A 14588-nucleotide genomic window follows, 5' to 3' on the forward strand; every position below is an offset into this window, starting at 1 on the left:
ACCAAAGCCTATAAGATAGCGAAGGAGTTTCGTATGTTGTTTTCAATTGTTCTCTTAGGTCATTGGCAGCCCGATTTGAGTGTAAAGATAGTGGTTTTGTCGGTTTATCCTTGCTCGTTTGAATAAAAAGTAAAGGAGGAAAGTCGTGCTATCAGTCTATCCTCGGTTTGACGGTAATAAACCGTCAGTTTAGCGGCACTAAATTGGAGGTTTATCAGCGATAAATCGGAATAAACCCATAACATTCTGTCTGTAAACAGATTATTCCCCTGTTTCCTCTCTTGGCCGATTGCCGAATTATTTCTTGGAGAAAAAGTTTGAGGAGAGGAGGAATTGAAGTAGCTTTGCACACTCAAAAAAGCAATAGAAAGATGAGCCATACCGAACTGATTATGCTGGGTACGGGCAATGCCACTGTGACCCGCTGCTACAACACTTGCTTCGTGCTGAAGACGGAGAACGCCCTGCTGATGGTGGATGCGGGCGGTGGAAACGGAATCCTGAACCAACTGGAGAAGGCGGAGGTGAAGCTGGAGGACGTGCATCACCTTTTCATCACCCATGCCCACACGGACCACATTTTGGGTGCAGTGTGGGTGGTGCGCATGATAGCCCAGCGCATCAACGCCGGACGCTACACGGGCACGCTCCGCGTGTATGGTCACGACAAGTCGCTCCAAGTGCTGGAGTGGATATGCCGCATGACGCTTCCCTGTAAGATTGTGGCGCGGCTGAACAAGGAAATTGAGTTCTGCGAGGTGAAGGACGGTGACGGCTTCTCAGTGGGCGACCTGCGCCTGCAATGCTTTGACATCGCTTCCACCAAGGAGAAGCAGTACGGCTTCCGTGCCTCCTTGCCTGACGGGCAGACCGTGGCGTGCCTGGGCGACGAGCCTTATAACGAACTGAACCGCAAGCAGGTGGCAGGTGCCGACTGGTTGCTGTGTGAGGCGTTCTGTCTCTACGAAGACCGCGAGACCTTCAAGCCCTACGAGAAGCACCACAGCACGGCCATGGATGCCGGACGCTTGGCAGAGCAGCTCGGCGTGAAGCATCTGCTGCTCTATCACACCGAAGACCGCACGCTGGACAGCCGCAAGCAGCGATATACGGCAGAGGCGTCGGCAGAGTTCAGCGGAACGGTGTGCGTGCCCGATGACTTGGAGAGGCTGTTGCTTTGAGGATGCCTCTGCAAGGTGCCCCCTTTTTCATAGTTTGGAGATAGTCGATCCTCCGGTAACGCTCGATGTCACCACTTGAGCCGTTCCTTTATAGTATATCCTGCTGCCTCCTGATGCGGTTATGACATGGATGCTTCTATCGGCATACAGCTCTGCTGTGGAACCGCCTCTTATATCCATATTGATGCCCTCCGTTTCCAATCCGAAAAGATGTAGGCCGCTGGCTCCTGTCAAGTTGCAGTTCAAGGTTTCGCAAGTGCCGTTTATATCGGCAGTTCCCCCGCCGGAGATATTCAGCGACATTTCCGAGCACCTGACACTCCCCGAAATGGAACCGCCGCCGCTTGTGCTGATATCCAGAATGTCTTGATTCAGGACAGATGAGAATAAGATTCTTGAGCCTCCGGTTGTGGTAAGCGCGTTCAGCTCATCGACAGACAGCGTGATATTTACCGTTTTTGTCCTGTTGCCCGATATGTGTACGCCATCTTTGATTTTCAGTATTAATGTGCCATCGGTCACATAAGTTTCAATATACTGAATGACGTTATTGTCTGCTTGGACAAGCAGGGGCGCAGAACCGCCCTGTGAAATGTTGAGAGTAAAACCATTGGAAGCTTCAATCTTCGAGAAAGAAGATGTGACTTCTCGGTTTTCAGATGTCAATACTCCCGATGGAGTTACATCATAGTCGTCTTCTGAGCAAGAAATTGCCAATAGCGACAAGGCTAAAATAAGAAACTGTTTCATTGTTGTAAATTTGATTATTAAAATTTCACTGCAAAGGAAATCTAAAACCTGCCGCAAAACAATGAAACCTAAAACAGACAAGTCCGATATGCTGTTTTGTATCAGCATATTGGACTTGTTCATAGAATTCCGGACTACGGATTATTGTTTTTCGGACGCTGCCTTATACTCGGATGGTGTCTTTCCCGTCACCTTCTTGAAGACACTCTGGAAGGTGGACTTGGAACTGAAGCCTACTTCCATTGCCAAACTGATGATTGTCTTGTTGTGGTATTCCCTGTTTCTGATTCTTTCTATCACTTCCGCCACTCGGTATTGGTTGACCAGCTCACTGAAGCCGTCGTCCGATGTCTCGTTGATAATCCGGGACAAGTAGTTGGGAGAGATGGACAGCCGCTCTGCAACGTCGGAGATTCTCAAATTGGGATTCCGGTATATCTTTTCGCTTTCCAGCAGCGATATGAGCTGTGTGTAATATGGATTCTCGGCTTTCCGGACCTCTCTGTATTCTTCGGCAAACACTGTGGCGATGCTTTGATTGATGATTAGGTTATACCCTCCCCAGCCGATGAAATATAAGCCTATCATAATCTGAGGAATATAGAAGATTAATCTATCTACCCTTGCCACCATCAATGGAATTATTATCGAGATGCCCAGTAAAATGGAAAGTACCACGGTCATCATGATGAATAGGCGTATTCCGTTGTATATTTTCCGGTCGAGTCCTTCCTGTGTATGCACGTTTTTAATGTTGGCATTCGCCTTGACAGCCCCCGCAATGACAAATAGTATAAACGCCAAGAAGCAAATGCTTCTTATTTGAAACAAGAAATCCAGGATGGCCCGTGAGTACTCACCCGTAAAGAGAATGACGCCTATCGGCAAGAGGTGAGCGCCAATTTCGCCTATAGCCAGGTATTTTATGGAAGAGACAAACCTTTTGGGGAACAATTCCTGCTGCGAAAACGCCTCTATATACCTGATGGAAAAGTAATATGGCAGAAAGGTTAGGTTCAGTGGCAATAACAATATTACGTGAATGCGTGTGCTTGGTGGCTCCATAAAGTATAGATTCTGGAATACACCCAGTGCCACGAGCAACATGGCTATACCCAGATGTCGATTGGCCTTGTTGCAAGGGCGTTGCACGAACTGAAGGATTCCTATGATGCAAAGGGGCAAAAAGATGGAATATAGTATAACTGACAGGGGGTTCATCATTTACAATCTATTTTACGTGAGTTCGATATAAGATTAAATTTATTATCTTGATTATTATGAACATAGCGATAAAAGTATTAAATTTATAGTGCTTAAATATAACATTTAAACGATTATCACTATGTTCTCAGAGGCTAAAATTACAGAGATTTATTATATGGCGGATGATTTCTGCAAGGAATTTACGTTGCAACAGAAAAAAATATATGGTTGAAGATACGACTCATAAGCATCGGAACAAACCGAACCGTATGAATGATGCGGAAATAATGGTTATCCTTATCCTGTTCCATTCGGGAAGGTTCAGATGTTTCAAGCATTATTACAAGGAATATGTTTGCAAACATTTGACACATCTTTTTCCACACCATGTATCGTACAACCGTTTTGTGGAATTGGAAAAAGAAGTCCTGTTTCCATTAACCATCTTCATCAAGCAAGTGCTATTGGGTACATGTACCGGCATTAGCTTCGTGGATTCCACCCCGCTTCGTGTATGCCGTAATCAACGTGTTAAACCTTGATAAGCAAACCTAAGCAGAGCAGCGCAAACGGTACGGAGACTGTTAAATGTCACATTTGAACGGGTAATGATTTGAAAACCTAACTGCTTCCTAAATCCGCTTTTCTTTGCGTTTTCCCTTTTTCTCTATTGGCTTCGCTTGTCACCGCAATTGCTTTATTAATAAGCCATTCAGTGCCATTTATCCCTTTCTATTCGTTTATTCCAGAGATTTTGTAAAACTTTGTCACAAAACAAAGCTGAATCGTATGAAATACCCTATCGGAATACAGAGTTTTGAAAGCCTTATCAAGGATGGATATGTCTATGTGGACAAGACCGAATTGATCTATCAACTGGCTAACACAGGCAGCTATTACTTCCTGAGCCGCCCGCGCCGATTCGGAAAAAGCCTGCTGATTTCTACGCTCGAAGCCTACTTCAGCGGACATCGGGAACTCTTCGAGGGACTTGCCATAGAGAAACTGGAAAAGGACTGGACGAAATACCCCATTCTGCATCTGGACCTGAACACGGGCAAATATGACGAAAAGCGCAGCCTTGACGATGTGCTGAACGACACCCTGCATTTTTGGGAGGATTTGTACGGAAGCTCGCCAAGCGAAGTAACCCCGGAGCTGCGCTTCAAGGGCATTATCAGGCGTGCCGCCGAGAAGGCCGGACAGCGAGTGGTCATCCTTGTGGACGAATATGACAAACCCATACTCCAGACACTCGGCAACAAGGAGTTGCAGGACGAATACCGAAACACGCTCAAGGCATTCTATTCGGTGATGAAGACGCAGGACAGGTACATACGCTTCGGACTGCTGACAGGAGTGACTAAATTCGGGAAGGTAAGCGTGTTCAGCGACCTGAACAACCTCATCGACCTTTCGATGGACAGGCAGTTCCAAAGCATCTGCGGAATAACCGATGAAGAGATACACACTTATTTTGAAGAGCCGCTCCGGGAAATAGCGGAAAACTACGGCATCACTTACGATGAAGCCTGCAAACAACTGAAAGAACGATACGACGGCTATCACTTCCTGCGAAACGGAACCGACTTATACAATCCCTTCAGTCTGATGAATACATTCCGTTCAAAAGAATTCGGCAGTTACTGGTTCGAGACAGGCACGCCCTCCTACCTCGTGAAACTATTGAAGGACAACGACTTCCGCCTGCCAAACCTGACCGATGAGGGGGTCACTGCAAAAACTCTGACCGATGTGGAGTCGTTCAAGGACAATCCAATAGCGGTGATCTATCAAAGCGGGTATCTGACGATAAAAGGATATGACGAGGAATTCGACATCTATCGGCTGGGATTCCCCAACAAGGAAGTGGCGGAGGGGTTCATCAAGTATTTAGCGCCCTATTATATGCCGGTGAAGAGCGATGAATCGGGGTGAACTTCTCGCTGGAGAAAAGAAGCATTGACGGATGGAAGATTGAGTAATAAAAACAAGCGGAGGAATAAAACCCCTCCGTACCTCGTTATTTTTTGGGGACTACACGAAACCTCACATAACCTCCGTTAACCTCATTTATCCTCACGGAACCTCACGAAACCTCACGGAACCCCTCGCCGCGCCGTCCGCCTGACGTATCTTTGTTTCACCGGAGCGAAAGAAGTCCCTGTCTCCTCCCCCGCTCCGGAGATTTTATTACTCATTTAATTTAAAAAATCACAAAGTTATGTCAAATGCTTTAGTAGTGCGCACACAACGCCACAAGAAAATCGGCGACGCGAAATCGCCGATGGTTTACACCCTGAAACGCAAACCGAAAGACGCCAAGATCTTCGACCTTGAACGCATCGCCCAAGACATTGAAGCCTTGGGCGGAATGTCGGCCGAAGACGTGGTGCACGTCGGCAGAGCCATCGTCCGCCAAATGCGCCAGACGATGACCGACGGCAACAGTGTCCGTCTGGACGGCTTCGGGATTTTCCACACCACCTTTAAATGTCGTGCCACCGAAGTGGCAAAAGACTGTACGGTGAAGAATATCGAACGTGTCAATATCCGTTTCAAGGTGGCAAACACCTTGCGACTGGCAAACGACAGCATTGCCACCACCAAGGGAGGACCGAACAACATCGTCTTCGAACTGGTGGCGGAAGACAGCAGTTCGTCCACCGGTGGCGGTTCTTCTTCCGGTGGCGGCGGAGGTCTGGAGGAGAATCCGCTGGGATAGGGTAATCACTAAACATTCATCACTAATCTCTTAATCTTTATGAAAAAAACGACTTGGGACAAGATTTTGAAAGTAATCATCGCGGTGGCTTCGGCCGTAATCGGCGCTTTTAGCGCAAATGCGATGAACCTGTGAGAAGGATCGATTTAATTGTGATCCATTGCAGCGCCACGCGCGAGGACCGCCCCTTTACCGAACAGGACCTGGAAACCGCTCACCGCCTTCGCGGTTTTGATGGCATAGGCTATCATTTCTACGTTCGCCGTAACGGTGATATCAAGTCCACACGCCCGGTCGAGAGGGTCGGTGCCCACGCGCGTGGACACAATGCAAATTCAATCGGAATTTGCTATGAGGGTGGTCTGGATTGCCACGGGCTGGCAAAGGATACCCGGACGGAATGGCAAAGGCATTCACTGCGGGTACTGGTACGGGCTTTGAAGATGGATTATCCGGAAGCAAGGGTTGTGGGGCATCGGGATTTGAGTCCGGATGTCAATGGGAATGGTGAAGTGGAGCCGATGGAGTGGACGAAGGAGTGTCCGTGCTTCGAGGTAAAAAGCTTTATTACAAGCTGGTGACAGAAAGAGGGGGAACGCCCCTCTTTCTTATTTACTCGTTCTACCAACCTCTTTAACGAACCTCTCCTTTCTTCTTTAGTGTTTTCATATAAATAGAACTTTCTTGGAATTTTCCAGCAATATCAGTTTCTGAATATTCTAAAAAGAATAATCTTTATTTAATTTCAATCCTGTAATTTTTTGTTCCAACTGCTCACGACACTAACGATCTCCATATATTCTCAATACTTTATTTTAATGAGAAATTTATAGTTCAGTAGTTGATTAGATGAGTCATTTACTCAACTGAGTATTATGTTGTAATAGTTCTTCAAATAGTTCTTTCCACAAAACCACAATATTTTCCATATGATATCGCTGAACATTCTGCAAAGCATTCTTTCCCATTTGTCTACGTTCCTCTTCATTTTCTATCAACCGGAGAATGCTTTGTTCCATTTTTTCAACATTCCCTTTTTCAACTAGTATACCATCTTCTTGATCCCTTATTATATCTCGTGGTCCACAAGGACACTCAAAAGAAACAACAGGGAGACCACAACACATAGCCTCAATTATAACTAAGCCAAAACCTTCAAAACGTGAGCTCAATACAGATATTGAACTTTCAGCGTACTTATCAGCTATATTTTTAACAGGAAAATCCAAAAAACAATTGTTTGTAATCCCTTCTTGTATTACCTGCAATTCCAACTCTCCGCGTAGCGAACCATCACCAAATATTCGTAAAATCCAATCAGGATATTTCATCGTCACTTTCTTCCAAACAGAAATCAACATATCAAAACCTTTTTGTCTCTCATATCTACCAACAGCTATTACTTGCTTAGAAGTACATAAAGAAATCTTATCAGGCAAAAAAGTTAAAGGATTGGGAATGACTATCACATTTTTTAATTCATCCCAGGATTGCTTGTCCTCAGATGTTAATACGACAAATCTATCTAAACTCTTTACTTTCTTTATATATTGTGCTTTCCAATACTCCAATAAAAAATGAGGTACATATTTTGCCAGTAAAGGATTGATAGAAGTTAGATATCTATTTTTATCAATATGGTTTTCCGCAATTTTGATACTACTATCTGTCATCCGATGAACAAAACTAACCTCACGTCTTACAAGCAAGATAGTTATATCAGGTTGTATTTGAGCCAAAAGTTTATTCAAACGCTTTATATGTAATTTCCTTTTCTGAAGAAAACAAAAAAAACGACGATAAGGTGGAAGCCATTCGTCATAGTTAATGTCAAGCTGATGTACTTTAATAGAAGGATGCAAATCAAAAAATGGTTCTTTCTTTTTACCATCAGTTATTACAATATGAACTTCATATCCCAAATTTTCTGCAAAATAGTTTGCTTTTACAGATAAGACACGTTCAATTCCACCAGCTATATGTAATGAAGGATTACAATAGACTATTTTTAAAGGTTCATGACACACCATACATTTTTCACTTTATCCAATAATAAAGAATCACTATCTTTTGCTATAATATCAGGCCTATAATAACTTTTCTGATGAACAAACATCTGAGATACCGAATTAACATCAACCCTTTTTGGCAGTAATATTACAACTCAAATCCAAATGTAAAAACAATCCGGAAAGTCCTCCCTTCCAAATACCTTTTACCAAGTCCCACCTTCCTTTTAGTAAACAAAGAAAACTGTTTTTGGGAATAGCCAAAAACAATAAGTATGAACATGTAAGCAACTTCCTCAACCCTTTGCTATTTCTACGAGCATAAATCATACGTGAGCGCATCAAATAGTATTCCCGCAAGGGAGTTACTTTAGGTATACTCATACCTTCTTTGTGATAAACGACAGAAGCAGGCTCATAGAACAGGCGATATCCCGCTTCACGCATCCGACGACTCCAATCAAATTCCTCAAAAAACAGGAAATACACTTCTGTCATCAGCCCTACTCGTTCTATTACATCACGCCGCACCATCATGGCTCCGCCATGTAGCACTTCTGTCTCTTTTGGCTCTAGAAACTGCTCACGGCGAGCAGGTTCAAAAGATTCAGTAGTATGTCGTAGGGAAATCGAAGTAAGATCTTGGTAACCATAATACTGTAACTGTTCTGGATCAAAGTAGAAAGCAATACAAGGAGACACCCCTGCCCATCTATTATCCTCAAGCCGTTTAACCATGGCTTGCAGCACAGGAGCTTTTATTATCATATCATTGTTTAAGAAGAAAATAAACTCTCCTTTAGCATACTGATAACCTAAATTGTTTCCACCTGCAAAGCCCAAATTATGTTTACTGCTTATCACTGTAACCTCAGGAAAGGCCACTTGTATGTATTTAGCATCATCCTCTTGAGAGGCATTATCCACAACAATGATTTCATGAGGATACGTCTCATATCGTTTTAAAGAAGCTATCAACTCACAAGTATCTTTACAGCCATTATAATTGATAGTAATAATTGATACCATAGCCATTCTTACTCAAAGTGAATAATATCTTTCAATCTTCGTCTCAAATCCAATGCCACCATAATTCGTATTATCCCCCACTTCATCCATGGAGGACAGGCATACAGAAAAGCGTATGAAAGCATAATAACTGTATTTTTATCTCTGTATAAACGTGCAGGATAGACAAAACGACGTTTTAACAAACTCTTCACTAACTTGTTCTTCTGCTTTGAAGAAATAGCAGATGAAGCACATGCCCTATAAGCATGATAAATGCTTATCCTCATCGTGTCTATCAATAAACCCGAGTAGAATTTCTCCCCGGCAAAAGGACGCATATAATTCGCTTTTAGTCTTTCTGTCTCAATATATTGCTCTACATGAAAGTCTGTATAGCCCGCCTGCTCCTTAACACTGGTTACAGAACTGGGATTATAAGTAAAAATCAACGTACAATCGGGTATCAACCGACATGAACGGGCACATAAAATAACCTGATAAGTAAACCAAGGATCATCTATCAAAAAATGTGGAATGCAGTGAATATTATTCTGCCGCAAAAAATCTGTACGATACAATTTATTCCAGGTTGCAACAAATATATTTTGTCTTTGACCATAACGATATTCCACTACCGCATGTTCTCCCCCCTCAACCAAAAGGTCAGGGTATTGGCATCCGCCAGGATAAACATTGCCCTCCAAATCTTTCCGCACAAATGAAGCCGCAACAAAATCAACCGGATGCTCTTGCATCTTCCGATACAATATTTCTATACATTCCGGTACAATTACATCATCACAATCCATGGTAAAAAGATATTCTCCATTTGCATGGTTCACAATAGCATTACGAGCCGCACCAGTACCTTGATTATATATTTGATCGATAATGCGTACAACATTACCACGTGAATGGTTATTTACCACACTGTGAACAATATCCATACTATTTCCTTTATCATCTACTAAAATATATTCAATATTAGGGTATGTTTGAGCAAAAGCAGACAAAAGAGTACGTTCTATAAGATCTGCTGCATTATAAACAGGGATTCCTAATGTAATTAAAGGAAGTTCTTTCATTTCAATATTTTTTTTGCTGTCCGTAAAATTCGTTGTGCTTTTAAGATAAAAAACGGTGAAAATGAGGCTATAAATAAAACAATAAAATCAATAGATAAAAATATTGAAAGATGCTTCATTATTTCTTTCAATATTACTTTTTCTTTCTGAATAAAATCATACCTTTCTCGTGATGTACATCCCTCCCCCTCCAACCATATATGTATTCTACGTATATCATGCACAAAAGCACGCATCCAGAATTTTTGTGCCGGATGTCCAGCTATCATATACTTAAAATGATTGTTCAAACATTCTAGTAAATAATAAATATACTTTTTCTTATTTTTTACATCATGCGAGACAGACTGGTCTATAATACGATAATAATAAGCATCCACAGCTACCGCTTTCACTCTCTGCGCATGGTAAAAGCAACGTGTGCTCAATTCACAATCTTCCGCTAATTTCTGAAAAAAACGCAATTTATTGACATTCAGAAACTCACGACGAAAAATTTTATTCCATGGAACTACGTCATAATAAAAACCAAGATATGCATTTTGCCCGCTCAATACAGGAGTATCCCTTATTGCAAAATCAGCCATCTTCCAATGTATTTCTCCTTTGAACCTTATAGCATCAAAAATTAATATATCCAGATTATATTTCTGCGTATACCCATGTAGAATAGGAAGAATATCTATGGTTATATGATCATCATTATCTATAAACCAAACATATTCTCCAACTGCATTCTCCAAAGCGGCATTTCGAGTCTCAGAAGTTCCAGCATTAATGTGAGTAAATACGCGTATATTAGAATACTTTTGCGCATATTCCTTTGCTATGTACAAACTTCCATCCACAGAAGAGTCATCAAATAAAATTATTTCATATTTATCTTGTGGAAAGTTTTGATTCAACAAACTGTCTATACATTCCGGCAAATACCTTTCTGCATTATAAACCGGTACAATGAAACTTAACCATTTTTCCATAGAATAGCTATACTTCTTCTATCTTATTCTTATCAATCAAATTAGAATCTCTGTCTTTATATTCACTAGCCGTAGTAAACAAATATACTATGCCTTTCATTACTCCTATAAAACGACACCAAATATTCCTAAACAAACTACCTCCTCCATCTAAAGTACCACAGCTAGTAACTGCTCTCGCTTTTCGGCTTCTTATCAATTTTAACTTACCGTATTTTTTAAGTTCCAATGCCATCATTCCATCCTCACCACGAATTATGTCTGTTCTATATCCGACCATTTTGCCGAATTCTGTTCTAAAAGCAAGAACCATTCCACGGACACATAACTCCGGTCGATTTATATTTTGCAGGCATATATATATATCCCTCAACGATTCATAAAGAAATAGTCCTAATTTAGGATGATGTTCATCCGGCAAAAAGCTCCATAAGCCATATGTACAAACAACCTCCGGTTTTCGCAAATTATATACATGCATAGCTATGTAATAAGGGGGATATAAAGTGTCAGAATCTATACAAATATGATATTTCCCACGAGCATGATTTAATCCACACTGGCGAGCAAACCCCGGTCCTTTTTTTTCCTCACGAAACCAGCAAACACCAGTTTCTTCTAAAAGCCGGTCAGTAGCATCTGTAGAATTATTACTAACCACCAATATCTCAACAGAAAAATCACATATATTATCAACCAAAGACCAAAGTGAACCAAGAATATGCCTTTCTTCATTATGAGCAATCAGTACAACAGAGCATTCCGGATCTGTTACGGCACGAAAGGATTTCATCTTAGTAGTTATTTCCAACCTCACCTCAGACGGAATGTCCTGCCAAGGATATTCAAAAGCTGTTCGATATTTGTCATACCAAGCCATCTTCTTTCCTCCTAATTACTTTTTTAGATTCTTGAAACCTCACATTGTTCCTTATCGGACCATAGTATACAGGAACAAACTTTAACCAAAACAAAACACACATGTATATATCATAAATACGATAACAGCGCCAAACTAAAAAAAATTTGCCAAGACAATCACTCTTACACACCGGATGATAATATTGGTATATCACATTATAATTATTATCCACTAAATGTTTCAAATGTACCAATCTCTCTTTTTGGATAATTCTCTCAGCATGATAAGACTGGTAATCAGTCTTCAAAGCTCTTTCGAAAACATCTTCCATCATAGCATTTGTCAATAGCGGAAATGCGCTCCAAGAAAGTTTAAACTGCGAAGCTATTGCAGATAACCGTTGCTGATATTCCACAAAACATAAATATTGCATATCAAAACCATGAAGTTTTGCTGAGAGCGAGGAAGGGTACACTACATATACATAATCTTGCGAGTCTCCTAAAACCAAAAAATCAATATGTAATAAGTAATCATACATAAACAGAAGATCTTCACAAAAATAAATTCGCTCATCAAAGCGAATATGATAATCATCCAATAGGCTCTTATTGTATAATTTAGAAAAGGGAAATCCACATTTTCCTAAATCCTGTCCTGCAATCAACCGCCTTATTTCATCCAGTGTTTCAGCATATAACTTTTCAAACTTCATACCACGTAAAGCATACGATTCCTCATCTGATATATATTTCAAAAAACCTTGTATCACTAATCCGCGTCCACTCTTACCTGAAGCCGAGTCTAATAAATGATACAGATAATCCTCTTTTACCCAATCATCCGGGTCTATAAAAACAATGTATTTCCCTTTCGCACAGTCAAGGCCATTGTTACGCGCAGCACTTACACCACTATTTTTCTGATGAAGAACACGAATACGAACATCATGGATAGCCAATTCATTGCAGAGGACACCGGAATAATCAGTACTTCCATCATTTACTAATATAAGCTCAAAAGTAGCAAAAGATTGTCCCAAGATGCTTTCCACACATCTTGCCAATACATCCTCCTTATTATACACAGGTACAATAACCGAAATTACAGGATACTCTTCTGACGGAAATTTTTCATCTATCATAGGTTCACATATTCTGAGAAACAGGTAAACACAGAAAAACATTCTTTCTAATGGCAAAGATAAACAAAAATATATATCTTTGCCCACAAGTATCAAAAAAACATGCAACGAGAATCACGCACTAAAAAATCTTTGCTTAATGCCCGAGTAAATCTTTTATTCTACTTTCTGGCTTTAGTACTCTCTTTTTTCTCCCGAAAAATATTTCTGGATAATTTGGGAGCGAATTTTATGGGTATGACAGGAACCTTGGGTAATCTATTAGGATTTCTCAATTTGGCAGAATTAGGCATAGGCTCTGCCATAGGATACGTACTTTATAAACCACTCTTCGAACGTAATGAAGAAAAAATTAATGAAATCATAGCAGTATTTGGCTATATCTATCGCTGGATAGGCGTTATTATTTTAGGAACCGGCTGCATTATGGCATGCCTTTTACCCCTTATTTTTCCCCATGGAGTATTCGATTTACGAGTTATCTATTTTGCATTCTTCTCATATCTGGCATCTTCATTGATCGGCTATTTTGCTAACTACAAAATGACTTTACTGGGAGCTGACCAAAAAAATTATGTAGTAACAGCTTATTTCCAAAGCACTCTAATGTTGAAAACCATATTTCAAATATGGATAGCGTATTATACAAGCAATTATTATCTTTGGCTAATTATAGAACTACTCTCAGGCATTATATGTGCTATCATCTTGAACTGGAAAATCCGCCAAGTATATCCATGGTTAAGAAGTGAAGTAAAACATGGCAAAGTTTTATTCAAAAAATATCCAGAGGTAATGCGGTATACAAAACAGCTTTTTGTGCATAAGCTAGGAGCCTTTGCCCAGTATCAGACTGTACCTTTTTTAATTTACGCCTTTGTTTCTTTAAAAACAGTGGCGTATTATGGTAACTATACACTTATCATAAGCAAGATTACCCAATTATTGGAAAATTTATGGAGTAGCACAAGTGCGGGCGTAGGCAACTTAATAGCCGAAGGAGATCAAAAAAAAATTATTCAGGTTTTCTGGGAGCTACTTAGTGGGCGTTTTCTGATAGCTGGCATTGTTTCATTCGCCCTATTCTTATTAACAGCACCTTTTATCACATTATGGTTAGGAGAAGAATACATATTGTCCCAACATGTATTATTCCTCATTATTCTAAACGCTTTTATTGGCTATACCCGAGGAGCCACTGATCAATTTCTATTTGGTTATGGATTGTTTTATGACACATGGGCCCCAATAGTGGAAATTGGGATTAATCTACCTGTAGCAATTGTAGGAGGTATATTGTGGGGATTACCTGGAGTCTTAACAGGAGGAATTGTCAGTTCTTTGCTTATTGTTTGTATTTGGAAACCTTATTTTCTATACAGCAAAGGATTCAAAAAAACAGTTGCTCACTATTGGGTCAATTATTGCAAACATTTATTCGTTCTTTTATTTACCGGAGTGACATGCTATTACCTCTTTCCAAAAGATTATTTCGCACCAGAAACGTCTTTCGGACACTGGATTATCTATGGAGTAATACTCACAATAAGCTATACCCTCTCGACTTATATTTTACTCTATATAGTATCTCCCAGTATTCGTTCTTTCACAAGACGTATACTTAGGAAGTAAAGT

At 40.7% G+C, this 14588-nt stretch carries 13 protein-coding genes and 2 pseudogenes; 7 read left to right on the forward strand and 8 right to left on the reverse strand.

Annotated features, from left to right (window positions below):
- Positions 1-371 precede the first annotated feature (371 nt).
- On the forward strand, positions 372-1181 hold the full coding sequence (locus BN161_RS17745) for an MBL fold metallo-hydrolase (RefSeq protein ID WP_044268868.1): 810 nt from the start codon (positions 372-374) through the stop codon (positions 1179-1181).
- 27 nt (positions 1182-1208) lie between these two features.
- Here BN161_RS17745 and BN161_RS17750 read toward each other — a convergent pair whose 3' ends face one another.
- Both BN161_RS17750 and BN161_RS17755 read right to left on the reverse strand, forming a co-directional pair.
- Positions 1209-1931 carry a head GIN domain-containing protein gene (locus BN161_RS17750; RefSeq protein ID WP_167332552.1) on the reverse strand — a complete coding sequence of 241 codons (723 nt, stop codon included), beginning with the start codon at positions 1929-1931 and terminating at the stop codon, positions 1209-1211.
- Positions 1932-2072: 141 nt separating this feature from the next.
- Entirely contained in the window at positions 2073-3155 is a 1083-nt protein-coding gene (locus tag BN161_RS17755) for a helix-turn-helix domain-containing protein (RefSeq protein ID WP_081743737.1), read from the reverse strand.
- Between the two features lie 121 nt (positions 3156-3276).
- Here BN161_RS17755 and BN161_RS17760 point away from each other — a divergent pair.
- From BN161_RS17760 to BN161_RS17775, 5 genes and pseudogenes are all read left to right on the forward strand, one after another.
- Positions 3277-3670 (forward strand): annotated as a pseudogene (locus BN161_RS17760) (IS982 family transposase); the annotation flags it as partial.
- Positions 3671-3926: 256 nt separating this feature from the next.
- A pseudogene (locus BN161_RS17765) lies at positions 3927-5069 on the forward strand (ATP-binding protein); the annotation flags it as partial.
- Between the two features lie 292 nt (positions 5070-5361).
- On the forward strand, positions 5362-5862 hold the full coding sequence (locus BN161_RS17770) for an HU family DNA-binding protein (RefSeq protein WP_044268879.1): 501 nt from the start codon (positions 5362-5364) through the stop codon (positions 5860-5862).
- Positions 5863-5901: 39 nt separating this feature from the next.
- Positions 5902-5997 carry a smalltalk protein gene (locus BN161_RS29915; protein WP_149934701.1) on the forward strand — a complete coding sequence of 32 codons (96 nt, stop codon included), beginning with the start codon at positions 5902-5904 and terminating at the stop codon, positions 5995-5997.
- On the forward strand, positions 5994-6443 hold the full coding sequence (locus BN161_RS17775) for an N-acetylmuramoyl-L-alanine amidase (RefSeq protein ID WP_044268882.1): 450 nt from the start codon (positions 5994-5996) through the stop codon (positions 6441-6443). Before BN161_RS29915 ends, BN161_RS17775 begins: the two co-directional genes overlap by 4 nt.
- Before the next feature lie 273 nt (positions 6444-6716).
- On the opposite strand, the gene BN161_RS17780 is transcribed toward BN161_RS17775, so the two are convergent.
- From BN161_RS17780 to BN161_RS17805, 6 genes are all read right to left on the reverse strand, one after another.
- On the reverse strand, positions 6717-7892 hold the full coding sequence (locus tag BN161_RS17780; protein ID WP_044268886.1) for a glycosyltransferase family 4 protein: 1176 nt from the start codon (positions 7890-7892) through the stop codon (positions 6717-6719).
- Positions 7893-7997: 105 nt separating this feature from the next.
- Positions 7998-8900 (reverse strand): glycosyltransferase family 2 protein, encoded by a 903-nt coding sequence (locus tag BN161_RS17785; protein ID WP_044268962.1) that lies wholly within the window; start codon positions 8898-8900, stop codon positions 7998-8000.
- Positions 8901-8908: 8 nt separating this feature from the next.
- A complete protein-coding gene (locus BN161_RS17790; protein ID WP_044268890.1) occupies positions 8909-9967 on the reverse strand; it encodes a glycosyltransferase family 2 protein in 1059 nt (352 codons plus the stop codon).
- Positions 9964-10947, reverse strand: coding sequence for a glycosyltransferase (locus BN161_RS17795; protein WP_044268893.1), 984 nt, complete (start codon positions 10945-10947; stop codon positions 9964-9966). The genes BN161_RS17790 and BN161_RS17795 overlap by 4 nt, the downstream gene beginning before the upstream one ends.
- A gap of 7 nt (positions 10948-10954) precedes the next feature.
- Positions 10955-11827, reverse strand: a complete 873-nt coding sequence (locus tag BN161_RS17800; RefSeq protein ID WP_044268897.1) for a glycosyltransferase family A protein — start codon at positions 11825-11827, stop codon at positions 10955-10957.
- On the reverse strand, positions 11814-12953 hold the full coding sequence (locus BN161_RS17805; protein ID WP_044268900.1) for a glycosyltransferase family 2 protein: 1140 nt from the start codon (positions 12951-12953) through the stop codon (positions 11814-11816). Before BN161_RS17805 ends, BN161_RS17800 begins: the two co-directional genes overlap by 14 nt.
- A gap of 102 nt (positions 12954-13055) precedes the next feature.
- Between BN161_RS17805 and BN161_RS17810 the strand changes: the two genes are divergently transcribed.
- Positions 13056-14585, forward strand: coding sequence for a lipopolysaccharide biosynthesis protein (locus BN161_RS17810; RefSeq protein WP_044268903.1), 1530 nt, complete (start codon positions 13056-13058; stop codon positions 14583-14585).
- Positions 14586-14588 lie beyond the last annotated feature (3 nt).

Origin of the sequence: Bacteroides timonensis (genome assembly GCF_000513195.1) — a bacterium.
In the GTDB taxonomy this organism is placed as follows: Bacteria; Bacteroidota; Bacteroidia; order Bacteroidales; family Bacteroidaceae; genus Bacteroides; species Bacteroides timonensis.

Bases quoted from the DNA above. Each gene is read 5' to 3' on its own strand.
- BN161_RS17780 (WP_044268886.1), bottom strand. From the start codon at position 7,892: ATGGTGTGTCATGAACCTTTAAAAATAGTCTATTGTAATCCTTCATTA.
- BN161_RS17800 (WP_044268897.1), bottom strand. From the start codon at position 11,827: ATGGCTTGGTATGACAAATATCGAACAGCTTTTGAATATCCTTGGCAG.
- BN161_RS29915 (WP_149934701.1), top strand. From the start codon at position 5,902: ATGAAAAAAACGACTTGGGACAAGATTTTGAAAGTAATCATCGCGGTG.
- BN161_RS17745 (WP_044268868.1), top strand. From the start codon at position 372: ATGAGCCATACCGAACTGATTATGCTGGGTACGGGCAATGCCACTGTG.
- BN161_RS17795 (WP_044268893.1), bottom strand. From the start codon at position 10,947: ATGGAAAAATGGTTAAGTTTCATTGTACCGGTTTATAATGCAGAAAGG.
- BN161_RS17810 (WP_044268903.1), top strand. From the start codon at position 13,056: ATGCAACGAGAATCACGCACTAAAAAATCTTTGCTTAATGCCCGAGTA.
- BN161_RS17805 (WP_044268900.1), bottom strand. From the start codon at position 12,953: ATGATAGATGAAAAATTTCCGTCAGAAGAGTATCCTGTAATTTCGGTT.
- BN161_RS17755 (WP_081743737.1), bottom strand. From the start codon at position 3,155: ATGATGAACCCCCTGTCAGTTATACTATATTCCATCTTTTTGCCCCTT.
- BN161_RS17785 (WP_044268962.1), bottom strand. From the start codon at position 8,900: ATGGTATCAATTATTACTATCAATTATAATGGCTGTAAAGATACTTGT.
- BN161_RS17750 (WP_167332552.1), bottom strand. From the start codon at position 1,931: ATGAAACAGTTTCTTATTTTAGCCTTGTCGCTATTGGCAATTTCTTGC.
- BN161_RS17770 (WP_044268879.1), top strand. From the start codon at position 5,362: ATGTCAAATGCTTTAGTAGTGCGCACACAACGCCACAAGAAAATCGGC.
- BN161_RS17790 (WP_044268890.1), bottom strand. From the start codon at position 9,967: ATGAAAGAACTTCCTTTAATTACATTAGGAATCCCTGTTTATAATGCA.